Here is a 20,483-nt window from a genome sequence, read left to right on the forward strand (position 1 = left end):
TGCTTCGGTGCTCTCAGTCGACGTTCCACAGGAACCGGTGGGTGTGGATTCCGAAGTAGGGGAAGTTCTCCACGGACGCGACACCCTCTACGGGCCGCACGACATCGTTGATGAAGTCCAGAAGGGCACGGGGCCGGGGGCACACGACCTCCGCGAAGAGATCGAAGCCGCCGGACGTCAGGACCGTGTACACGACTTCGTCGTGCCGGGCCAGCTCGTCGGCCACCGCCCGCGGGTCGCCGTCGACACGCAGGCCCAGGAGCGCCATCGCCTGCTGCCCCATGGTCATCGGATCGGTCACTCCGACGACCTGGACGGCCTTCGTGTCGATCATGCGCTGCAGCCGGAGCCTCGCCGCCGACGGCGACAGGCCCACCTTCGGCCCCAGTTCGGCATACGGGATCCGGCCGTCGATCTGCAGCTCCCGCAGGATGGCCCGGTCGATGTCGTCCATGCAGCACCTCTCGCGTCTGCCTGAACGGCAGTCGTCGCGCTTGTTTCAAGCACACTGCCCGATCCCTGTGCTCGAATCAAGTGCCGAGACTGCCGAATCACGCGCGTTCCGTGGGTGCTGCGCGCGTGAAAGCGTGAGTCGAGACGGCTGACTTCCGCCTGCTCAGCTGGTGGTATCCCGTCCGGTGGGGCGGCCCGCCTGCATCGCCCCTTGGGGCGTCGCACGTTCCGGCGTGCCTCGGTGCGAGGCCGCGGCGCCGGTGGCGGCCGTGGCCGTGAAGTGGTCCAGTGTGCCGGTGAGGTCGAGGAGCCGGGTGAGTTGCGCGGGCCGGTCGTCCAGGTGCAGACGGGTGCCAGCCGCGGCGGTGCGTCGGCCGATCATGAGCAGGACGGACAGCCCCGTGGAGTCCACCACGCCGACCTCCGCGCAGTGCAGGTGCAGGTCCCTCAGACCCGGCCGGGCCGACAGCTGGGCGGTGACCTCGTCCAGGAGGAGTTCCGCGCTGTCGTAGTCGAGATCCCCGGTGATCTCTATGCGGACTGTGTCGTCGGTGTCGACGGTGGTGAGGTGCAGTGCGGGGGGCAGCGTCATGCGGGGGTTCCAGCGGTGGGGTGGGTGGTGGCCAGGGCTTCGGTTCCGCGCTGAAGGGTGCGGACCGCCCGGGGGAGGTCCTTGAGCTCACGGGCGAAGAGGGTGAGGGCCGGCGGCAGCGACTGCGCGGGCACGCCGCGCGCCTGGAGGATGTGGGCGGTCCAGGTGATGAACCCGGTGAAGAGGTCTTCGTCGCCGACGTAGAGGGCGGTGGCGAGGAAGTCCACGGTGTGCGCGAGGTCTTCGGCCGTGCGCTCGCGCTGTATGTCGTCGTACGCGCGCAGGGCGGGGAACTCGTCCTGCAGGGCGAGGAACACGGCCCGCACCAGGCGGTCGCGGCTGCGGGCGACCATCGTGTATTCCTGGTCGGCCAGGTGCGGCAGGTCGTCGACCTGCTGATGGTGCGCCTGCGGTCGGGGCAGCGGCCCCTCGCTGAGCCGGTCGGCCGCGGCGCGGGCATCGGGAGCCCAGGCCTGCGCACCGAGCAGCCGCGCGTAGCGGCCGTCGGGGCCGAATGCGGCGCCGCCGACCAGGACGGGGACGCCGACGGCCTGGCATGCGGTGATCGCCGCGTGCGCGGTGGGCAGCCGGGTGACGATCGAGCTGGACAGGGCGACCACGTCGGCTTTCGTGGTGTGCAGATGGGAGATCAGATGCGGAGCCGGGACCTGCGCGCCGAGGTAGTCGACGTGCCAGCCGCGCAGCTTCAGCACCTCGGCGACCAACCGGGCGGGCAGCGCGTGCCATTCACCGTCCACGCAGGCCACCGTGATGCGGCCCCGATGGACAGCGGTGCGGGCCGCGGGGTGCAGGGCCAGCGCGGCGACGGCACGTTCCGTGATGGACGTCGCGGCGTGCTCCTGGGCGACACTGATGCGGTTGGCGGCCCATTCCTCACCGACCCTGCCCTGGACGGCGGCGATGACGTCCAGGAGGACGGACTCGGGGTGGACGCCGTCGTCCACGGCGTGTACGACGAGGTCGGTGGCGGCGTGTTCGTCTCCGGCCGTCACGGCGGTCCACAGCCGGACGGACAACTCGCGCACGCGGGCGCTGCCGGAGAGGCGGGACGGGGTGCTCGTGCTCATGCGGTGTACCTGCCCCGGGTATGGCCGTCCACCGCGCTGAGATGATGCGTGCGCGGGGCCGAGATGGCGAGGACCGCCATGTCGTCGTGACTGCGGTCGCCCAGCCACTGGGAGGCGAGCATCTGGACGTGCTCCACGATGCCCTCCGCGGGCATGCCGACGCATCCGGCGAGAGCACGCTTGAGGCGCTCCTCCCCGAAGACACTGTCGCCCAGCGGGCCGCCCTTGGCCTCGGTGATTCCGTCCGTGTACAGGACGCAGGACTCCCCCGGGGCGAGGGTGACGGCCGTGGTGCGGGCCCGGACTTCGGGCAGCACCCCCACCAGGGTGCCGCGGGTGTCGGCTTCCTCGACGGTGCCGTTCGTCCGGACGATCAGCGGGCTCGGGTGGCCGGCGCTGGTCAGCCGTACGTCGACCCCGTTCTCCCTGCGGGCGGCGGAGGCCAGGACCAGCGTCGCGAAGCGGGTGTGGCGGGTGCTCAGCAGTGCGGTGTTGAGCAGGCTGAGCATCCGCTGGTGGTCGTCGGCCAGGGGCAGCAGGGCGTGCAGGGTGTTGCGGATCTTGCCCGTGAGGACGGCCGCCTCCAGGCCCTTGCCGCACACATCGCCCAGTGCCACCAGCGAGGGCTCACCCTCCACGGCCGCGGGATGCAGGTCGTAGAAGTCCCCGCCGATGCGCTCGTGGTCCGCTGAGGGGCGGTAACTCCCGGCGAAGTCGACCCCGGAGATCTGGTGCAGCGCGGGAGGCAGCAACTCCCGCATGAGCACCTCGGTGACGGCCGTCTGCTCCGCGTACAGACGGGCTGCCGACATCGCCGCTCCCGAGCGCGCGGCGAACAGGCGGGCGAAGACCTCTTCCTCCTCCGTGAAGGCGACGCTGCCCTCCTTGCGCAGCAGGACCAGCGCACCGGCCGGGACACCGTGCCCGGGCAGCGGAGTGATCACTATGGCGCCGACGGGGCCGAAGCCTTCGGGGATCATCCACGCCGGGGCGGCGGCGGGATCGATCCACCGGGACGGCACCGGCGGAAAACCGCGCAGGGCTTCAGCCAGCCCGGGTACGGCGTCGGGGGCCACCGCCTTCTGCGCGGTGACGGGTGTCCCGCCGCGCACGCAGGTCACCATGGGCAGCCGGTGGCCGCGGGCCGGCGCGATGGCCAGGGCCGCGTCGGCGAGGTTCTCGGCGGCCAGTTGCGCGGTCACGTCCATGCAGCGGCCCAGGTTGAGGGAGGACAGCAGAGTGCTGGACGCCCTCGCGAGGAACGCCGTCCGCTCCCGCTCCATGTGCAGCGCCTCACGGGCGAGTTGGTGATCGGTGTCGTCCATCAGCCACCACGCCACCCTGCCGTCGTCGCGCACGCTGGGGTAGGCCGCGAAACGCCGCCCCTCGATCACACCCGACGACGACACGCCCCGCTCCTGCACCGCTCGAAGGCCGGGCGCACGCATCTCCAGGTGCGCCGCGGCCAGCCAGGGCGGGACCGCATCGGCCAGAGGCGTCCCGGGGCACGCCGCGGGCAGAAGCGTCTGTGCGGCGTCGTTGCGCTGCACTACGAGACCCGTCGCGTCAGCCACCAGAACCGGGTAGGGGGCACTGCCCCACGGGAAGTCCGGCTCCGCGCCTGCGGAGGTCTGGGCTCGGGTAAGAACCAAGAAACGAGGACCCGCTGAGCGAATCCCTCACCTCACCCTCCAAAGGGGATCGTTGTCTTCCTGCAACGATCCCCCACGCGGCGTCCGTCTGGCAACCGGCCCCCTGTCGAAGGCCGTCATCTGCACACATGTGAAGATCGCGTGTGCGCGCACGGGAATCCATGGACGTCACTGATGCAGATCAGGCGGCCGGCGCCGTGAGCGATCGCCCTCCCGTGTCGCCTTCCTCACACACATGCGGATCACGTGGCCGGGGACGGGCCCCCGCCGGGACAGCGGGGAACGCCTCCTCGACGGATCGCGTGGCCGGGGTCCGCATACGCCCGAGGGGCACTAGATTTGGTGCACTCCACCCTCGGTGGAGCAGCACGCAGCCATCGGTTGGAAGGTATCGGAGGGCAGAGCTGTGGCCGTGGCACCGGACGACGCCGCGGAGCGGGCAGCGGAGGGCCTGGCCGTCGTGTGCGCGTACGTGGAGGAGATCCGCGCCGACCTGCGGGGCGGCTCACGCGACGGCGACGCCCCGCTGGAGCGGGTGCTGACCGCCGCCCGCACCGGCGAGGACATCACCGGCCCGCTCGACGCCCTGCACCGCGCCCTCCAGAGCCACGGCGACCCACTGGGACTCCACGGCTACGAGGGGGGCACCACGACCGTGCGGTCCGTGCAGGCGATCGGCATCAGCGCGAACGTCCCGGGCGAGACGGTGTACCTGTGTCCGGACGGGCGGTGCGTGCGGTACTGGTGGCGGACGGGCGACGCGCCCGTTCCCAGGTGCGCGATCACCGGCGACGGCCTGCGCAGGGACCGGCTCTAGGCCGTGGTCACCGGCTTCCTGTCCGAGTTCGGGAAGAAGCTCGCCGAGCGGTGGTTCTCCGCGCTGGTGCTGCCGGGTGCGCTGTTCCTGGCGGTCGCCGCCGCGGCCCGCACCCTCGGTCACGGCCATCCGGCCGACCTGTCCCGTCTGGCGGACCAGGTCACCGCCTGGGCCGGCGCGCCGGCCGTCCGGGGCGCCGGCGGCCAGGTGGTGCTGCTGGCCGCGGCTCTCGCCGCCGCGGCGGTGGCCGGTCTCGCGGCGCAGGGACTGGGTGTCCTGGTCGAACGCCTCACGCTGTCCGCCGGCTGGCGGGACTGGCCCGGACCCCTGCGGCGCGGCGCCGGCCGCCTCGTCGCCCGCCGCCTGCGCCGCTGGAACGCCGCCGCAGCCCGGTGGCACCGGCTCAGGGAGGAAGCCGCCCTAGCGCGTGCCCGGGGCCGGCGGGCCGACCCATCCGAACGCCACGCCGCCCACCGGGCCATGACACGCATCGCCGCGGAAGCCCCCGGCAGGCCCACCTGGTGCGGCGATCGGCTGAACGCCGTGGCCGTCCGCCTCGAGCGGGAGACGGGCGTCGACGCGGCCGTCTGCTGGCCGGACATATGGCTGATCCTGACCGACGCCCCGCGTGCGGAGATCACCGCCGCCCGCCAGGCCCTCACGCGCGCCACCACCCTCACCGCATGGGCCGTGCTGTACCTGCAACTGGTGTGGTGGTGGTGGCCCGCCGCGGCGCTGAGCGCGGTCCTCGGCCTCACCGGCTGGCGCCGCACCCGCGCCGCCACCGACGCCTATGCCGTGCTGCTGGAGGCCGCCACCCGCCTCCACCTTCGCGAACTGGCCGACCGTTTGGGCCTGGACACCACCGCAGCGCCGAAAGCCCTCGGTGAAGCCGTCACCCACCACCTCGCGCCGGGGCCGCCACCGCCGCCACCCTGACCGGCGCCGAGCACATCGGATCCGCGCTCGCACGGCGACACGTCGCCCGGGCTCCGCACGGCCGAGCGCTCGCTGTCGTCCTGACGGTGAAAAGTACGCCGGATCGGGGGAGTTCGGGGAGTGACGCGTAGTTCCGTGCCGTGCCGCCGCTAGCATCCCGTCCACCGGACGATGAGACAGAGCGAGCCGTGAGGGCGACATGCGCAGGAAGAACTGGTCCGCGGAGCTGGCACGCCTGCGGCGGGTCAACAGCTGCGGCGACCCCTCAAGGGCCCTGGACCCGCGGACCCTCGACGACGCCGAGCGGCTCGCCGAGCGGCTCCGGCGCGACACTGCGGCACCGACGGGCGAGCAACTGGAGACGCGTTCCGTTCTCGGCTGGTTGCACTGGCACCGGTACCGGGCGTCCCCCCGGGACCAGGGCATGGTGGAGGCGGCGAAGGCCGCTGCCTTTCTGGTCCCGTGCTTCCTCGCGGGCGACGACGACATGCCGGCCCCATTGCTGCCGATGATCACCGAGGCCGCGGCCGGTGATGCCACGCAGATGTTCCGGCAGGCACAGACGGGCCGTGACCCGGAGTTGCTCACCCTGGTCGTCTCGCGGATGCGGCGGATCCTCGCAGCCACTCCCGATGCCCACCCCGACCGAGCGGAGCGGCTGTCGGTGCTCGCCGGTGCCTTCTTCGTCCGGTACGAGCTGCGGCAGGCGCCTGCCGACCTGGACGAGGCCATCGCCTACGGCGGGGAGGCCGTACGAGCGGCACCGCCGCACCACCCGCGACGCAGCGCCTTCCACGGCAACCTGTGGGCCGCGTTACGGCAGAGGTTCGAGCTCACCGGGGCCCGAGCCGACCTGGACGCCGCCATCGCCGCCGGCCACGAAGCCACACGCGCTCTCCCGCCGGGCCGACCGGACCGCGCCCGGCACCTGGGCGTCCTCGCCCAGGATCTCGCCAAGCGGGCCGGTCTGACGCGGGCGCTCGCCGACTTCGACACCGCAGCCGACACCTACCGGCAGGCGGTACGGGCCACTCCGGCCGACGACCGCGCCCGCCGGGCGGCTCTTCTGCACGACCTCGGGCAGCTGCTGGGGCTGCGCTACGCGCAATCCCGGTCGCCTGCCGACCTGGATGCCGCCATCGCCGCCGGGCAGGAGGCACTGTCGGTCCTGCCGGACGGCCACCCCCACCGGACCACCGTCCTGTCCGGTCTGGGCGTCCACGTGCGGAGCCGGTCCGGGACGGGCGGGGCGGCGCTGCGGGACGCGGACGCGGCCGTCGGTATCGCCCGCGCGACGCTGCGGGACACCCCCGCGGGTCACCCGCAACGTGCGCGGCACCTTTATCTCCAGGCCGTCGCACTACGGGTCCGGTACCAGCGGACCGGGTCGGAGGAGGATCTGGCGGCCGCGGCGGACGCCATGCACGCCGCGGTGGACGCCCTGCCGGTGAACGACTCCGGACGCGCCGAACACCTCAACGAGCTGGGGATCGTGCTGCGGATGCGGGCCTTGCGGGAGGCGGGAACGGCGGCGGACGCGGAAGCCGCCGTCAGCACGCACTGTGCGGCGATCCGCGCGCTTCCCGCCGGGCATCCCGACCATCCCTGGTACCAGTCCGTCCTCGGGCAGGCGCTGTTGGCGCTGTACTCGCGGACCCGGTCGGCGCAGGTTCTCGACGACGCGATCGTCATGATGCGCTCCGCTGTCGGCGACATGCCTCCGGGCGACCCCGGTCGTGCGCAGGCGCTGTTCAACCTGGCGCAAGCGCTGGTGACCCGGCTGGCCTCGTACCCGGCCGCCCCGTCCCCCGAGGTGGTGAGGGCCGCTCGGGACGCGGACCGGCAGGCGGTGGCAGCGCTCTGGACGCAGGTGTTCGAGGACGGGTCGGCTGACGTCCGCCTCCGGATCGAAGCCGGCATGAACCTCTCCGGTGCGCTCGCGCTGTCCCGGAGCGATCCCGGGCGGGCCGCTGACGTGGCCGAGGCGGCGGTGCGGCTGCTGCCCGAGCTGGCGGCACGCCGCCTCGACCCAGGAGACCAGCGGCAGGTGCTCGCCCGGTTCCAGGGCCTGTCCGCGAGCGCCGCCGCGATGGCCCTCGACGCCCCCCGCACGCCCCGCTCCCGGCCCGCCGAGCGCGCGCTCCAACTGCTCGAGACCGGCCGGGCCGTACAGCTGAGCCAGGCTCTGGACACCCGCAGCGAACTGAGCGATCTGCGCGCGAAGCACCCCCGACTGGCCGCACGGCTGACCGAACTGCGCGGTCGTCTGGACGAACTCGCCGACGAGCGCGCCCCCGGCGGACGGCTGAGGCAGGACCACGTCGTCCCCGAACGCCACCGGCTGGCCGGCGACATGGCCGCCCTCCTGGCCGAGATCCGGCGACTGGACGGCTTCTCCTCTTTCGGCCTGCCGCCCCGGACCAGTGAGCTGATCGAGGCGGCCTGTGAGGGTCCGGTGGTGGTCCTCAACCACAGCTTCTACCGCGGCGACGCCCTGATCGTCACCGGCAGCGGCGTCCAGCAGGTGGGACTTCCCCTGCTCAGTCCCGAGGCGGTGGCCGGCCAGTACGTCAGTTATCAGCAGGCCGTGCGGGGCACCCTGACCGGCGCGACCCGCGACGAGAGGCGACGGGCGCAGGCGGCACTGGCCGGAGTCCTGCGGTGGCTGTGGGACGCCGTGGCAGGCCCGGTGCTGGACGCCCTGGGATACCGGCAGGAACCCGCAGCCGGCGCGGAACGGCCACGACTGTGGTGGGCCTCGGGCGGCCCTCTGGGGCGTCTGCCCCTGCACGCCGCCGGCCACCACACGGACCCTCCCGGCGACCGGAACCGCCGCACGGTCATGGACCGTGTCGTCTCCTCGTACACGCCGACCGTGCGTGCCCTGCGCTACGCGCGAGAACTGGCCGCCGACCGTCCGCCGGGGCCCGCACGCGCACTGATCGTCGCCATGCCCACCACCCCCGGCCTGCCCCACCAGGGCCGGCTGGACTTCGTCGACGCCGAGGTCGCCAACGTACGGTCCCGGCTGCCCGACCACGTCCTGCTGAGGAACCCCGGGTCCGCCACCGGGGCGGCCGTCCCCGCCGCCGGCACACCGACCAAGGCCGAGGTCCTCGCCCACCTGCGCACCTGCTCCGTGGCCCACTTCGCCTGCCACGGGGACAGCCATCCCACCGACCCCTCACGCAGCCGGCTGCTGCTGCACGACCACAGGCAGGACCCGTTGACCGTCGCAGCCCTGGGCCCGTTGCGCCTGGAGGCGGCGCAGCTGGCCTACCTCTCCGCCTGCCGTACCGCGGACATCGCCGACCCCATGCCCGCCGACGAGGCCGTCCACCTCGCCTCCGCCTTCCAGTTGGCAGGCTTCCCGCAGGTGATCGGCACTCTGTGGGAGGTCGACGACCAGGTCTCCGCCACCATCGCCGACACCTTCTACTCCCACCTGCGTACCGCCGGGAACACCCTCGACACCCGCCGGGCCGCCCACGCCCTGCACAGGGCCGTACGCATGGTCCGCGACGAGTTCCCGCAGACCCCGTCACTCTGGGCGGGGCACCTCCACACCGGCGCCTGAGCGCCACGCCCGGGGGCCGAGGCGGGCCGTACGGCGGAGCCCACGGCCCGGTCGTGCTCCCGGACCCGGCTGCTGCCGCGCGTGGCCCGCCTCCCGGACCGGCTCACACAGAGCGGGGAGGGACGCCTTCCGCTTCCCCGGAGCCGTGCCTCGCCGGCGTACCCGTGCGCCCGACGCGCCCGGCGGCCTACTGCACTTGCCGCCCCGCCACGTCCCCCATCGCGGGAAACACCTCCGCCCCCGCGATGAGACGTGGACTTCGCGTCAAGGGCTATGGCCACGACGTCCGACGTCCTGACCCTCACTCGGATCCCAGGAGGCCCCGTATGGCCGGCAGACACACCGCGCGCACGACCCGAGCCGCCCTGCTGGTGGCAGGCACCCTCGCCCTGACCGCCGCGCACCCCCCGGCGGGTGCCGCGTCCCCGCCCGCCGCCGCTCCCCTTCCGTCCCCGGCGCAGGCTCCCGGCGCGGGCCGTCCCGACGCCGCGCTGCTGCGGGCGCTGCAGCGGGACCTGCATCTGACGCCCACCCAGGCCACGACCCGCCTGGCCAACGAGGCCGAGGCGGGCGCCCGGGCGGGACTGCTGCGCAACTCGCTCGGCGAGCACTTCGCCGGGGCCTGGCTGAGCGGCACCACCTCCGCCCTGCTCACGGTCGCCACCACCCGCGCCGCCGACGCGGCCGCCATCAGGGCGCAGGGCGCCGAGGCCGCGGTCGTCCCCGCCTCGCTCGCGGACCTCCGGGCCGTGAAGCAGCGGCTCGACGCGGCCGTCGACGGCGCCGACGGCGTGAACACGCCGGTGCGCTCCATCGACGTACGCACCAACCGGGTCGTGCTCCAGGCCACCACCCGCGCCGCGGCGGAGGCGCTGATCGCACGGGCGGGCGTGGCGGGCAAGCGGATCAGCGTGCAGCTGTCCGAGCATCGGCCCCGTGCCCTGGCGGACATCGTCGGGGGCGACCCGTACTACATCGACGACACCTACCGCTGCTCCGTCGGCTTCTCCGTGACCAAGGGCGAGCAGAAGGGGTTCGCCACGGCCGGCCACTGCGGGAAGCCCGGTTCGACGACCACCGGGGCGGGCGACGTAGCGCAGGGCACCTTCAAGGCATCCACCTTCCCCGGCAAGGACATGGCGTGGGTGGGGGTCACCGGCGGCTGGACCGTCACCCCGAAGGTGCGGGGCGCGGACGACGCGACGGTCGAAGTCGCCGGCTCGGTGCAGGCGCTGGTGGGGGCCTCGGTGTGCCGCTCGGGCTCCACCAGCGGCTGGCACTGCGGCAAGATCGAGCAGGAGAACGCCACGGTCACCTACGAGGAGGGCACCGTCAACGGGCTGACCCGGACGACGGTGTGCGGCGAACCGGGTGACTCCGGCGGCTCGTACGTAGCGGGCGCGCAGGCGCAGGGCGTCCTCTCGGGCGGCTCCGGGGACTGCACCACTGGCGGCACCACGTTCTTCCAGCCGATCAACGCGCTGCTGAGCGGCTTCGGTCTCACCCTGGTGACCACGGCCGCCCAAGCGACGCCGTCCGCCCCGTCCGCCCCCGACGAGACCCCGGCGGCCGACGCCTGGACCTCCGGCCGGGTCTACGAGGCCGGAGCGACGGTCACCTACGGCGCCGTCCGCTACCAGTGCCTGCAGCCTCACCAGGCGCAGGCGGGCGCCCGGCCGGAGAGCACGCCCGCGCTGTGGCAGCGGGTGTGAACCCGGCCTGAGCGGTCCGGCGTGCGCGGAACCGCCCGCGCGCCGGACCGGCCCGACGGCCGGCGAGTGACACCTGTGCCGTACCGGGTCAGTCGCCGGCCAGCAGCGCGTACGCCGTGGCGATGAAGGGGTCACCGGCCCGGAACCGGCGGGTGCACAGGGCCGCCAACGCGGTCCCGGTGTCGGGCCGGAAGCCCAGGAAGGACTGCTGGCCGAGGGTTGCTCCGCTGTGGAAGTACATCGGGCCGCCGTCCGTCGGGTGCCTGAACCAGGTGAGCGTGTGCGTGTGCCGGTGGCCCAGCCCCCGGCGCAGCACCGGGACGCGCACCGCCCGCAGCGCGCCCTCCAGCGGTGTTCCGGCGGGGTCGAGGTGCGCCTCCAGGAAGGTGAGCAGGTCGTGCGGGGTGGCCCGGACGGCGCCGGCGGCCTGGAACCCGCCCGGGTCGAAGCCGGGGGTGGGCGTACGGCCGTCCTTGCCGTGCCCCACCGCGTCCGTGGCCGGGGTACCTGGCCGCAGCGCGGTGCCGTGAAGGCCGAGCGGGTGCAGGATCTGCTCGGTGACCAGGTCCTCCCACGGCGTACCGGTCTTCGCGGCCAGGGCGTGGCCCAGCACGGCGACCCCGAAGTTGGAGTAGTGCCAGCGGCTGCCGGGCCGGCGCCGGGGCCGTGCCCGCAGGAAGGCGGCGACGACCCGGTCGGCCGGGTAGCGGCCGTAGGGCTGGGTGTGCCAGGCGGGCAGGGCACGCACGACGAAGTCGGCCGGCAGCGCGGGCAGTCCGGAGGTGTGGGTGACCAGGTGCGCGAGGGAGATCGCGCCGGTGCGCGCGGACCGGCCGGGCGCCAGGCAGCCGGCCGCCGACTCGCCGCCGGTGAGCCGCCCGAGCCGGATCAGCCGGGCGAGCAGCAGCCCGGTGAACGTCTTGGAGGCGGACCCGATCTCGTAGCGCAGGTCCTCCCGGGCGGTGGGGGTGGCGAGGTGACCGCCGCAGCGCACGACACGCCTGCCGTGCCGGGACAGGGCGAACACGGCGTCGGGCGCGTCGGCGGCTTCCACGGCGGCCGCGAGCCGCTCCTCGACGTCATAGGGGGCGGCGAACCCGGCCGCGGGCGGTGCTGCCTCGGGCTCCTCGTCGGGCGGTGCCGCCTCGGGCCATGGGGTGCGGGGCGCGCCGGTCATGACGCCTGCGCCAGCTCGCTCAGGGACCGGGAGGTGGCGAGGGTGGAGGCGAACGCGGCGACCAGCGTGGGGTGGTAGACCACATCGAACACCTCGTCCCTGTCCCCGGTCGGCATCGTCCGCAGCGCGGGCATGGCCCCGTCGGGCTCCTGGGCCGCGGCGAACGCCTCCCACGCCCGCTCGTCGAAGGTGGGCCGCGGCAGACAGGCGTCGACCACGAGGAGCTCGCCGAGCAGGTCCCAGCGCCGCAGGTCCAGCCAGTCGTCCAGCCACGCCGGCAGCCACAGGGACAGGTAGTCGGCGGTGTCCGGGGGGAGTCCCTCGGGGCGTTCACCCCAGTCGGTGAGGTGGAAGACCGCGTGGGTGACGTCGTAGGCGGTGTGGCCCTCCACCGTCCACGGCTCGGGCCGGCGGGCCAGCCAGGTCCCGCGGAACGCGTCGGCCTCGGCGGGCCACGGGGTCAGACCGGCGCGGCGCTGGAAGGCGGACAGGCCGAGCCGCCGGGTGGGTGTGGTCTCGAACGCGGACCAGCTGCCGAGCCGGTGGTTCAGCTCGGTGGCACGCTCCACCTCCGGGCAGCGGTAGCCCAGTTCCCTGAAGGCCAGGTGCACTTCGAAGGGGATCGGCGAGAACGGCTCGGTGCGCTGCCCGCGGACGAGCATGCGGCCGCCGTCGAGGGTGTCGCGCCACATGTGGTCCAGGAGCCTGCGGGCCAGGTCGGCCTGACGCGAGCCGGCCACGCCCTCACGGAAGAGCACCTTGCAGACGAGCGCGAGCTCCCCGATCGGCTTGAACCGCTCCAGGAAGCCGACTTCGGGGTCCGCGTCGGGCTCCAGTCGGAAGCCGTCGCGGTGGGCCCACAGCCATTCGAGCGCGCGGACACCCACGGTGTGTATCAGGGCCGTGCCGGTCGTGCGTGTGCCGGTCATGGGTGTGCTCCTTCCCGGTCGTGGGCGGGGCGGCGGCCGAGGGTGAGGACGCCCGCGAAGGCGGCCATGAGGGTGGAGTGGTAGCAGTCGATGAAGGCCGGCTCCCCGTCGCCTCCGCCCGCCTCTTCCGGGATGGCCCCGCTCGGGCGCTGGGCGGCGGCGAGCGCGGCCCACGCGTCGTCGACGGCGGCGCACAGGCCGGGGCCGGTTCCGCCGGGTCCCACGGAATCGGTGTGTTCGGGCCCGACCGGGAGACTCGCGGCCACGGCCACGAGTTCGCAGGCCAGGTCCCACAGGCCCGCGTCCAGGCAGGTGTCGAGCCAGGGCGGCATCCACAGCTCCAGGTAGCCGGCCAGATCGGCGGGGACACCTGGGCCGCCGCGCCCCCAGTCGGTGAGGTGGAAGACGACGTGGGTGAGCGCGTAGCCGGAGAGGCGTTCGAAGGCCCACGGTTCGGGCAGCCCGCCGAGCCAGGTGCGGCCCAGTACGTCGGGGACCTCCCCGTCGGGCCGGCGGCCGCAGTGCCGCTCGGCGAAGAGGACGCCCAGCCGCCGCACCGGCACCTGCTCGACCAGCCGGCGACCGCGCGTCTCGGTCAGCCGGGCGGACAGCTCGACGAAGGGCTCGTAGCGCAGTCCGGCCGACGCGAACGCCGCGTACACCTCCAGCGGATACGTCGAGAAGGGCTCACGGCGCTGCTGTCGTAGGAGCAGCTCGCCCTGGCCGGTCTGCTTCCACGCGAAGGCCAGCAGGTCCGCCGCACGGGCGTGCAGCGCATCCGCCTCGGCGGTGTGGCACAGGGCGGTCGAGCACACCTGGGCGAGCTCGCCGAGCGGTTTCCAGGTCGTGTTCACGGCGCCCGCGCTGTCCAGGGCCTCGTCCGGCAGCACGAACCGTTCGCGCTCCTCGGAGACCCAGGCGAGCGCCGCGTCCACCACCCCGCGCACGTCCGCGGCCGTCATACGGGCACTCCGGTGCGCATCAGGCGGGCCGCTCGCACCTGCAGGGCCACGCACGCGTCGTCGCCGCCCATCAGCTCCACGAAGTCCAGGCCGGCGTCCAGCCCCAGCGTGTCCGGCACGTCCCGGAGCAGCGCCAGCCAGCGCCCCGCTCCGGCGGCCTGCCGCCAGTTCCGGCGGCGTACGGCCCGTACGAAGCCCCGGCTGAGGTCGACCACCCGCTCCTGGGCACCGCGCGCGACGGCGCCGTCCTCGCCCGGCACGGCGAGGGCCGCCAGCAGTGCGAGACGGTGGGTGAGGGTCTGCCAGGAGTCGTCGCGCAGCCAGCCGCCGCCGGGTTCGACGGGTGGGCCCGGGGAGTTGGGGGAACCGAGGTCGTCGGCGGAGAGGGGTGTGCGGGTGAGGCCGGCGTCGGCCCGGCGCAGGGCGCGGTCCATGCCCCAGTGGCTCCAGGCCACGGTGGGGGCCGCGTCCGGACGCGGCGGGAATGCGCGGACGGCCTCCTGAACAGCGGCCCGTTCGGGCTCACTCGGTGCGGTGCCGAAGAGGACATGGGGCAGGAGCAGGTCCGCTCCCAGCACCCGTACGGCCGCGAGGACCACGCCGTTCGCCGTCCCGTCCCGCAGTACGTCGCCGGAGGGGGAGGCGTGGCCGCCGCCGTGAAGGGCGGAGGCCACGCCCGAAGCGAGGTCCTGCACCACGCCCTGCAGCAGGGCGGAGGTACGTGACTGCTCCATGTGATGCTCCCGTCGAGCCGTTCAGCCCTTCTTGGGGCGGGGGGTCGGCGGAGACAGCAGCAGCGTGGTGGTCCCGCCCTGCAGAGCCAGGGCGGCGCATTCCCTGCTGTCGCGGTAGACCCCGTCGGGCTCGGCGGGGTCGAGGACTTCCTCGAGTTCGATGCCGGTGAGTTCGTCGATCATGCGTTCGGTGTCAGGCATGTCGTCATCTCCTTGTCGGTTCCGGCTGGACTTGCCACCACTCCGGTTCACCGATTTTCCCGGGATGATGCAAATTTCCCTTGCATAACTTCTGTCCCTTTTTCAACATCTGACCCGTGTGATGCGTGCACGCCGCGTCCGCCTCGGAGCCGCCGGATGCCGTGCATCCAGCCCGTCGTCTCCTCGCCGAAGTCGCCCTCGCCGTCGACGGTTTCGTCCGTCGCAGCGCGCTCACCCGGCGCGGTCGGACATCCCTCGGGCGTTACGCCGGGGTGGGCGCGTGGGGGGAGCGGAGGACGAGCAGGGTGATCTCGCTGGGGGCGAAGACGCGGAAGGGCGGGCCCCAGAAGCCGGTGCCGCGGCTGGTGTAGAGGAGGGTGCGGGGCCCGTGCCGGCTGAGGCCGGCGACGGCGGGCTGGTCGAGGCGGACCAGGAGGTGGAAGGGCCAGATCTGGCCGCCGTGGGTGTGGCCGGAGAGCTGGAGGTCGATGCCGGCCGCTGCCGCCCGGTCGACGAACTTGGGCTGGTGCGCCAGGAGCAGCACGGGCAGGCCGGGGTCGGCGCCGTCGAGGGCTCCGGCGAGGTGGGCGCGGTGGCCCGTCAGGCCGGAGGACTCGGCGGTGACGTCGTCCACGCCGGCGACCACGAGGGTGTCGCCTCCGCGTTCGAGCAGCAGATGACGGTTGCGCAGCGGTTCCCAGCCCAGCTCGTCCATCAGGTCGACCCAGCCCTGGGCCTCGCTGTAGTACTCGTGGTTGCCCGTGACGTAGACGCGGGCATGGGTGGCCCGCACGGTGGCGAGCGGGGCGGCCTGGGCGCGGCGGCGTTCGGCGGTGCCGTCCGCGATGTCGCCGGTGTGGCAGACGAGATCGGCTTCCAGGGTGTTCACCGTCTCGCACACCCGCGCCGACCAGCGGGCGCGATCGAGGGGACCGTAATGGGTGTCGGTGATGAGGGCGACACGGAGGCCGTCCAACCCGGCGCCCAGCCTGGGGAGTTGCACATCGAGCCGGCGCACGCGGGGCACACGGCGGGCTTCGGCGTACCCCCGGGCGAGCAGCACGGCGGTCGTACCGAGGACGGCCCAGGTGACGATCCGGGCCCGGTCCTGGCTCTCCCCGGCCCCGGTCACGAACAGGGCGAGCCGCAGCAAGGCGCCGAGCAGGACGGACCAGGTGAACAGAACCCAGACGGCCCCCAGCAGGGTGTCACCGGCGATCGCCGCCCGGTCCTGCTGGCGCCGGCCGTGGCCGCGCGCCATCGCGAGCGGCATTCCGACCAGGCCGAGGGCGAACAGGGCCGTGCCGGTGAGGGCGACGGCCGGCGGCCAGTGCTGGCCGGTGTACAGCAGCACCCAACAGGGCACGGCCCACAGCAGGACGGGGGCGATCAGAGGCAGGTAGCGCATCACGCGGTGCAACAGGCTCGGCCGCCGGGCCTGTGCATCACCGTCGGTGGGTCGGGTGCTGCTGGTGTCGGTCACGCTTCCCTCTCTGACCGGGCTGCCGTCCCGCGCACTGTATCCGGGCGCCCGTTCCTTCCGACAGGGCGCTCGCGGCCGTCTGTGCCGCCTGAGGAACCCTGGCCGGGGGCCGTGCCCGGCGGGCTGACCGGCGAGGGGCCGGTCGGCCGGCGGATCGGGGCCGTTCAGGCCGCGGCGGGTACGTCCGCGAGGAACTTCTCCACGAACTCCAGTGTCCGGCGGTCGAAGTCGGCGTACTGCGCATCGCGTTCGGCCCCGGCGACCGCGTCGCCCACGAGCAGACCGCCGTCGGCGTCGACGCGCTGCGGCCGCTCCTCCGCGTCGAGGAGCAGGCCCACGGCGGAGTGCGAGAAACCGCAGTAGGAGGCGATGCCCTCGCTCAGGTTGGCTTCGAGGAGGGACTGCATCCCCTCCGCGACAGGGTCGTCGGCGGTCGCGCCGGCCAGACCGAGCCACAGGATGCGCTTCCCGGCCAGGCGGGGCTTGCTGCGGCCGTAGGCGAACCCGTAGTTCCACACGCGGTCGATCCATCCCTTGAGGACGGCGGGCACGCTCTGCCAGTACACGGGGAAGACGGCGACGATCACATCGGCGGCGAGGATGCGCCGCATATGAGCCCGCGTCTCCTCCGAGTACGTCTTCTCCCGGTCGCCCCAGTCCGGCTGGTCCTCCACGGTCATCCGGGGGTCGAACCCCTCGCCGTGCAGGTCGAGCAGGTCGATGCGGTATCCGGCGGCTTCGAGGCGGTCGGCCGCACGGCGGGCGGTGTGTGCGGTGAGGGAATCGCTGCGGTGGTGTGCGACGACCACGAGGGCTGTTCCGGCGTCACTGCTGTGCTGCGGCACGGTGTCTCCCGACTGGGCTCGGTGCGTTGGGTGTTTTCGGTGAGTCCAGTACAACCGGGGTCGTGTAGATGATCCATGGGAGAAAGTCTCCGAAGCATAGGAGATCGTCTACGATTCCCTCATGGATCCCCTGAGTTCGCTGCTGAATGGCATCCGGGCCGAGGGCTCGGTCGTCTGCCGTGCCGTCCTGAGGGCGCCCTGGACCATCCGCTTCGCCGACGGCGCACCGCTCACCATGGTCACCGTGCTGCGCGGGGGCGGCACCTTGCTGCTGTCCGACGGCACCGAGCGGGTCATCGCCGCAGGGGACACGGCCGTCGTGCGCGGCCCCGCACCGTTCCATCTCGCGGACGAGCCCGCCGCCGTCAACCGCCCGCACGCGGAGTACGAGATCAGCTGCTTCACCGACCAAGACCCCTGCTCGGCGCAGGAATTGGGCGGCATCCAGTGGGGTGCCGACACGGGCGGAGCCACGGCGCTCATCGTCGGCGCCTACCGCGCCTCGGGGCACCGCCACGAACGGCTCCTGCGCGCGCTGCCGCCCGTCCTGGTCGTCACCGAGGGCGCTGAGGTCTGCGACTGGCTGGAGAGTTCCGCCGCCGACGCCTCACGGCTCTCCTCCGGTTCACAGGCGCTGATGGACCGGCTCCTGGACTGGGCTCTGGTGTGCACGCTGCGCACCTGGTTCGACCAGGCGGGCGACGACGCCCCCAGCTGGTTCCGCGGCCTCGCCGACCCGGTCCTCGCGCCCGCCCTGCACGCCTTCCACGACCGGCCCGCCGATCCATGGACGGTCGCGTCGCTGGCCGCCCGAGCCGGCGTCTCCCGGGCGCTGTTCGCCCGGCGCTTCACCCAGCTCATGGGCCGCCCGCCCCTCGCCTATCTCACCGAATGCCGTATGGACGAAGCCGAGGCGCTCCTCGCCGACACCGACCTCGGCATCGCCCAGATCGCGAAGACCGTCGGCTACGCCGACGCGTTCGGCTTCAGCGCCGCCTTCAAGCGCCACAAGGGCATGAGCCCCAGCACGTTCCGCGCCGCGGCGGCGTGAACCCGGGTCCGGGCCTTCGAACGGGCACCCTCGGGCGTCGCGTTCGGGGACGCGGCCCTGACTGGCGATGCCGAAGTGGGCTGCCGCCGCTGCCACGCCGGGTCGAGCGGGGTCTGATGCGTGCGGCGGCAGGGCGGGGGAGGGTGCCGGCGCGATGGGGGTCTCCGCGCTCCCCCGCCGACCGCGCGCGTTGATGCGCTCGGCGAGCCAGGTGCCCTATCGCCGAGGCGCCGCGGGGTTCCTCGTGGATTTCATGGACTATTGTCCATGTATTCTGGACACCTGTCCATAAACCTGGAGGCGGGACACCCATGGCGACAACCGCGAACGTGCTGGTCGGACTGGTGGCGGCGCTGCACGCGTACATCCTGGTCCTGGAGATGTTCCTCTGGGAACGCAGACCCGGGCGCGAGCTCTCCGGATTCGACGCGGACATGGCCCGCGCCACCGCGGCACTCGCCGCGAATCAAGGGCTCTACAACGGGTTCCTGGCCGCCGGCCTGGTGTGGGGGCTGATCGCGGCGGACCCGACCGGGTTCCGGGTGCAGGTCTTCTTCCTCGCCTGCGTGCTCGTCGCCGGAGTGTACGGCGGGTTCACCGCCAACCGGCGCATCTTCGCCGCCCAGGCACTGCCGGGGGCACTGGCACTCGCCGCCGTACTGTTGGCCCGGTGAGAGTTGAGCAAGGAGACCCTCGAACGGCCCGGACCCGGGCCAGACTTCGCCGAGCACTGCTGGAGGAGTGCGCCGACCGCCCGCTGGCGGAGGTCAGTGTCGCCGCACTCGTCCGTCGGGCCGGAGTGGGGCGCGCGACGTTCTACCTGCACTACGCCGACCTGGAGGCGCTCGCCGTCGACGCCTGCGCCGACATCGTCCGCGAGGCCGTCGACGCCCTGCACGCCTGGCGCGGCCAACCCGACCCCAAGGTCCCGCCGCCCGCCCTGCTCGACTTCTTCGACCGCCTCGCCCCCCACGCCGGGCTCTACCGCGAACTGCTGACCCCCGGCGGCAGCGGTCCCCTCGGCCAGGTGCTCCACCTCGAACTGCGTGACCGCAGCCGCACCGAGCGGGCGCTGGCCGGCGCGCCGGAACCCGACCTGGTCGCCTCCGCCGTCGCCGCGACCTTCGCCGGAGTCGTCGCCGACTGGCTCCACGGCCTCATCGAGGCCACCCCCGGCGAGGTCGCGCAGCGGGTCTGGCGACTGCTGGTCAACCTCCACCGCACCCCCCTGACCTGACCGGCACACCGCCGTCGCCGCGCCGGGACATCGCCGTCGTGGTGCTGATCGGCTGAGCGGGCCGACGAACGGGCGCGCCGCGTTCGGCCGAGCGGCACAGGGCGCACGAACGGCCCCCAGCCCCACCCCTACCTCTCCGTGCCCGTATGAGACGGTGAGCGCCCGGCGCGCCGGACGTCTTCCTTCAGCGCGCTGCCGCGACGTGGAGCGAGGAGTTCGTGGTGGAGAAGGTGACGTTGTCGGCGTGGCCCACGCCGATGGAAGCGGCGCCGAGGCCGGCGCGGGCGATCGGGCTGGGGCCGGACGACCTGTGGGTCAAGCGGACGACCTGACCGGACTCGGCGGCGGTGGCAACAAGATCCGCAAGCTGGAGTGGCTGGTCGCCGACGCCCTGCGGTGCGGTGCGGACATCCTTCCGCCCTCGCCGCCCGGATCGTGTGGGCGGGTGACACCGCGCCCGCGGAGCCGGCCGGTCGGGCCCGGAAGACGTGCGCCGAGTTGCAGGGCGAGGGAGCAGTGCCGTACCTGGTGCCGTTCGGCGGATCCGGCGCGCTGGGCGCCCGCGGACACCGGGAGGCGGGTGAGGAGATCCTCGCCCAGCAGCCCGGCGTCCGGCATGTCGTCACCGCCCTCGGCTCCGGCGGCACGATGGCCGGCCTGGTCGTCGCGCTGGGCGCCGAACGGGTCCTGGGCGTCGACGTGGGCGCACTTCCCGACCCCGTCTCCGTCACCGCCGCCTTCGTCTCGGAACTCACCGGGCACGAGGTCACGGCCGGCCGACTGCGTTCCCGGCGCGACCAGGTGGGGCGAGAAGCGGGCGGCCCCGTCCAGGGCGCGGGGTACGGGACCGCCCCAGCCCAGACGTCTCGTCACAGCGCAGGGCACTTCGACCGTAGAGGCCGGCGCAGGACTGCGCGCGTCCGGCGCGACGGACGGGTGATACGGCGTCGTCGTCCACCCGGTGTCTCCCGGGAGAGTGCAGGGACAAGCGGGATGCCGTGCTGCGGACTTCCGACAGCATCGCCGTGCAGTCC

General features: G+C 73.5%; 20 protein-coding genes. 7 read left to right on the forward strand and 13 right to left on the reverse strand.

Going from position 1 to position 20,483, the window contains the following annotated elements:
* Window positions 1-13 precede the first annotated feature (13 nt).
* The 4 genes from ACIGXJ_RS08935 to ACIGXJ_RS08950 all read right to left on the reverse strand — a co-directional run bounded on the left by ACIGXJ_RS08935 (window position 14) and on the right by ACIGXJ_RS08950 (window position 3,707).
* Complete coding sequence (locus ACIGXJ_RS08935) at window positions 14-454, reverse strand: Lrp/AsnC family transcriptional regulator (protein ID WP_399642652.1); 441 nt, start codon at window positions 452-454, stop codon at window positions 14-16.
* 162 nt (window positions 455-616) lie between these two features.
* On the reverse strand, window positions 617-1,045 hold the full coding sequence (locus ACIGXJ_RS08940; RefSeq protein WP_399642653.1) for an STAS domain-containing protein: 429 nt from the start codon (window positions 1,043-1,045) through the stop codon (window positions 617-619).
* Window positions 1,042-2,133: a B12-binding domain-containing protein gene (locus ACIGXJ_RS08945; RefSeq protein WP_399642654.1), complete on the reverse strand. Its 1,092-nt coding sequence runs from the start codon at window positions 2,131-2,133 to the stop codon at window positions 1,042-1,044. The genes ACIGXJ_RS08940 and ACIGXJ_RS08945 overlap by 4 nt, the downstream gene beginning before the upstream one ends.
* Window positions 2,130-3,707 carry a PP2C family protein-serine/threonine phosphatase gene (locus ACIGXJ_RS08950; RefSeq protein WP_399642655.1) on the reverse strand — a complete coding sequence of 526 codons (1,578 nt, stop codon included), beginning with the start codon at window positions 3,705-3,707 and terminating at the stop codon, window positions 2,130-2,132. Before ACIGXJ_RS08950 ends, ACIGXJ_RS08945 begins: the two co-directional genes overlap by 4 nt.
* Before the next feature lie 484 nt (window positions 3,708-4,191).
* On the opposite strand from ACIGXJ_RS08950, the gene ACIGXJ_RS08955 reads away from it, so the two are divergent.
* From ACIGXJ_RS08955 to ACIGXJ_RS08970, 4 genes are all read left to right on the forward strand, one after another.
* Window positions 4,192-4,602, forward strand: coding sequence for a hypothetical protein (locus ACIGXJ_RS08955; RefSeq protein ID WP_399642656.1), 411 nt, complete (start codon window positions 4,192-4,194; stop codon window positions 4,600-4,602).
* A 3-nt stretch (window positions 4,603-4,605) separates the two neighbouring features.
* Window positions 4,606-5,541: a hypothetical protein gene (locus tag ACIGXJ_RS08960; protein ID WP_399642657.1), complete on the forward strand. Its 936-nt coding sequence runs from the start codon at window positions 4,606-4,608 to the stop codon at window positions 5,539-5,541.
* A gap of 199 nt (window positions 5,542-5,740) precedes the next feature.
* Window positions 5,741-9,118: a CHAT domain-containing protein gene (locus ACIGXJ_RS08965; protein WP_399642658.1), complete on the forward strand. Its 3,378-nt coding sequence runs from the start codon at window positions 5,741-5,743 to the stop codon at window positions 9,116-9,118.
* Window positions 9,119-9,444: 326 nt separating this feature from the next.
* Window positions 9,445-10,830, forward strand: coding sequence for an alpha-lytic protease prodomain-containing protein (locus tag ACIGXJ_RS08970; protein ID WP_399642659.1), 1,386 nt, complete (start codon window positions 9,445-9,447; stop codon window positions 10,828-10,830).
* Between the two features lie 88 nt (window positions 10,831-10,918).
* Here ACIGXJ_RS08970 and ACIGXJ_RS08975 read toward each other — a convergent pair whose 3' ends face one another.
* From ACIGXJ_RS08975 to ACIGXJ_RS09005, 7 genes are all read right to left on the reverse strand, one after another.
* The gene (locus ACIGXJ_RS08975; RefSeq protein ID WP_399642660.1) at window positions 10,919-12,007 is read right to left on the reverse strand and encodes a serine hydrolase domain-containing protein; all 1,089 of its coding nucleotides are present in this window, start codon (window positions 12,005-12,007) and stop codon (window positions 10,919-10,921) included.
* Window positions 12,004-12,936, reverse strand: coding sequence for a DUF6895 family protein (locus ACIGXJ_RS08980; protein WP_399642661.1), 933 nt, complete (start codon window positions 12,934-12,936; stop codon window positions 12,004-12,006). Before ACIGXJ_RS08980 ends, ACIGXJ_RS08975 begins: the two co-directional genes overlap by 4 nt.
* Window positions 12,933-13,898, reverse strand: coding sequence for a DUF6895 family protein (locus ACIGXJ_RS08985; RefSeq protein WP_399642662.1), 966 nt, complete (start codon window positions 13,896-13,898; stop codon window positions 12,933-12,935). Before ACIGXJ_RS08985 ends, ACIGXJ_RS08980 begins: the two co-directional genes overlap by 4 nt.
* Window positions 13,895-14,632 carry a hypothetical protein gene (locus ACIGXJ_RS08990; RefSeq protein ID WP_399642663.1) on the reverse strand — a complete coding sequence of 246 codons (738 nt, stop codon included), beginning with the start codon at window positions 14,630-14,632 and terminating at the stop codon, window positions 13,895-13,897. Before ACIGXJ_RS08990 ends, ACIGXJ_RS08985 begins: the two co-directional genes overlap by 4 nt.
* Window positions 14,633-14,653: 21 nt before the next feature.
* Complete coding sequence (locus tag ACIGXJ_RS08995; RefSeq protein ID WP_399642664.1) at window positions 14,654-14,833, reverse strand: hypothetical protein; 180 nt, start codon at window positions 14,831-14,833, stop codon at window positions 14,654-14,656.
* Between the two features lie 262 nt (window positions 14,834-15,095).
* Window positions 15,096-16,316, reverse strand: coding sequence for a metallophosphoesterase (locus tag ACIGXJ_RS09000; protein WP_399642665.1), 1,221 nt, complete (start codon window positions 16,314-16,316; stop codon window positions 15,096-15,098).
* A 164-nt stretch (window positions 16,317-16,480) separates the two neighbouring features.
* The gene (locus ACIGXJ_RS09005; RefSeq protein WP_399642666.1) at window positions 16,481-17,161 is read right to left on the reverse strand and encodes an NAD(P)H oxidoreductase; all 681 of its coding nucleotides are present in this window, start codon (window positions 17,159-17,161) and stop codon (window positions 16,481-16,483) included.
* A 121-nt stretch (window positions 17,162-17,282) separates the two neighbouring features.
* On the opposite strand from ACIGXJ_RS09005, the gene ACIGXJ_RS09010 reads away from it, so the two are divergent.
* From ACIGXJ_RS09010 to ACIGXJ_RS09020, 3 genes are all read left to right on the forward strand, one after another.
* Window positions 17,283-18,212 carry an AraC family transcriptional regulator gene (locus ACIGXJ_RS09010; protein ID WP_399642667.1) on the forward strand — a complete coding sequence of 310 codons (930 nt, stop codon included), beginning with the start codon at window positions 17,283-17,285 and terminating at the stop codon, window positions 18,210-18,212.
* A 311-nt stretch (window positions 18,213-18,523) separates the two neighbouring features.
* Window positions 18,524-18,886 carry a DUF1304 domain-containing protein gene (locus ACIGXJ_RS09015; RefSeq protein WP_399642668.1) on the forward strand — a complete coding sequence of 121 codons (363 nt, stop codon included), beginning with the start codon at window positions 18,524-18,526 and terminating at the stop codon, window positions 18,884-18,886.
* Complete coding sequence (locus tag ACIGXJ_RS09020; RefSeq protein ID WP_399642669.1) at window positions 18,883-19,449, forward strand: TetR/AcrR family transcriptional regulator; 567 nt, start codon at window positions 18,883-18,885, stop codon at window positions 19,447-19,449. The genes ACIGXJ_RS09015 and ACIGXJ_RS09020 overlap by 4 nt, the downstream gene beginning before the upstream one ends.
* A gap of 184 nt (window positions 19,450-19,633) precedes the next feature.
* Here ACIGXJ_RS09020 and ACIGXJ_RS09025 read toward each other — a convergent pair whose 3' ends face one another.
* Both ACIGXJ_RS09025 and ACIGXJ_RS09030 read right to left on the reverse strand, forming a co-directional pair.
* Complete coding sequence (locus tag ACIGXJ_RS09025) at window positions 19,634-19,768, reverse strand: hypothetical protein (RefSeq protein ID WP_399642670.1); 135 nt, start codon at window positions 19,766-19,768, stop codon at window positions 19,634-19,636.
* Window positions 19,765-20,322: a hypothetical protein gene (locus ACIGXJ_RS09030; RefSeq protein ID WP_399642671.1), complete on the reverse strand. Its 558-nt coding sequence runs from the start codon at window positions 20,320-20,322 to the stop codon at window positions 19,765-19,767. Before ACIGXJ_RS09030 ends, ACIGXJ_RS09025 begins: the two co-directional genes overlap by 4 nt.
* Window positions 20,323-20,483 lie beyond the last annotated feature (161 nt).

This window comes from Streptomyces sp. NPDC053367, assembly GCF_044545925.1.
Classification (GTDB): domain Bacteria; phylum Actinomycetota; class Actinomycetes; order Streptomycetales; family Streptomycetaceae; genus Streptomyces.

Excerpts from the sequence above, each read along its gene's own strand:
- ACIGXJ_RS08945 (WP_399642654.1), bottom strand. The coding sequence starts at position 2,133 with ATGAGCACGAGCACCCCGTCCCGCCTCTCCGGCAGCGCCCGCGTGCGC.
- ACIGXJ_RS08995 (WP_399642664.1), bottom strand. The coding sequence starts at position 14,833 with ATGCCTGACACCGAACGCATGATCGACGAACTCACCGGCATCGAACTC.
- ACIGXJ_RS08990 (WP_399642663.1), bottom strand. The coding sequence starts at position 14,632 with ATGGAGCAGTCACGTACCTCCGCCCTGCTGCAGGGCGTGGTGCAGGAC.
- ACIGXJ_RS08980 (WP_399642661.1), bottom strand. The coding sequence starts at position 12,936 with ATGACCGGCACACGCACGACCGGCACGGCCCTGATACACACCGTGGGT.
- ACIGXJ_RS09010 (WP_399642667.1), top strand. The coding sequence starts at position 17,283 with ATGGATCCCCTGAGTTCGCTGCTGAATGGCATCCGGGCCGAGGGCTCG.
- ACIGXJ_RS08965 (WP_399642658.1), top strand. The coding sequence starts at position 5,741 with ATGCGCAGGAAGAACTGGTCCGCGGAGCTGGCACGCCTGCGGCGGGTC.
- ACIGXJ_RS08985 (WP_399642662.1), bottom strand. The coding sequence starts at position 13,898 with ATGACGGCCGCGGACGTGCGCGGGGTGGTGGACGCGGCGCTCGCCTGG.
- ACIGXJ_RS08975 (WP_399642660.1), bottom strand. The coding sequence starts at position 12,007 with ATGACCGGCGCGCCCCGCACCCCATGGCCCGAGGCGGCACCGCCCGAC.
- ACIGXJ_RS08940 (WP_399642653.1), bottom strand. The coding sequence starts at position 1,045 with ATGACGCTGCCCCCCGCACTGCACCTCACCACCGTCGACACCGACGAC.
- ACIGXJ_RS09015 (WP_399642668.1), top strand. The coding sequence starts at position 18,524 with ATGGCGACAACCGCGAACGTGCTGGTCGGACTGGTGGCGGCGCTGCAC.
- ACIGXJ_RS08970 (WP_399642659.1), top strand. The coding sequence starts at position 9,445 with ATGGCCGGCAGACACACCGCGCGCACGACCCGAGCCGCCCTGCTGGTG.
- ACIGXJ_RS08935 (WP_399642652.1), bottom strand. The coding sequence starts at position 454 with ATGGACGACATCGACCGGGCCATCCTGCGGGAGCTGCAGATCGACGGC.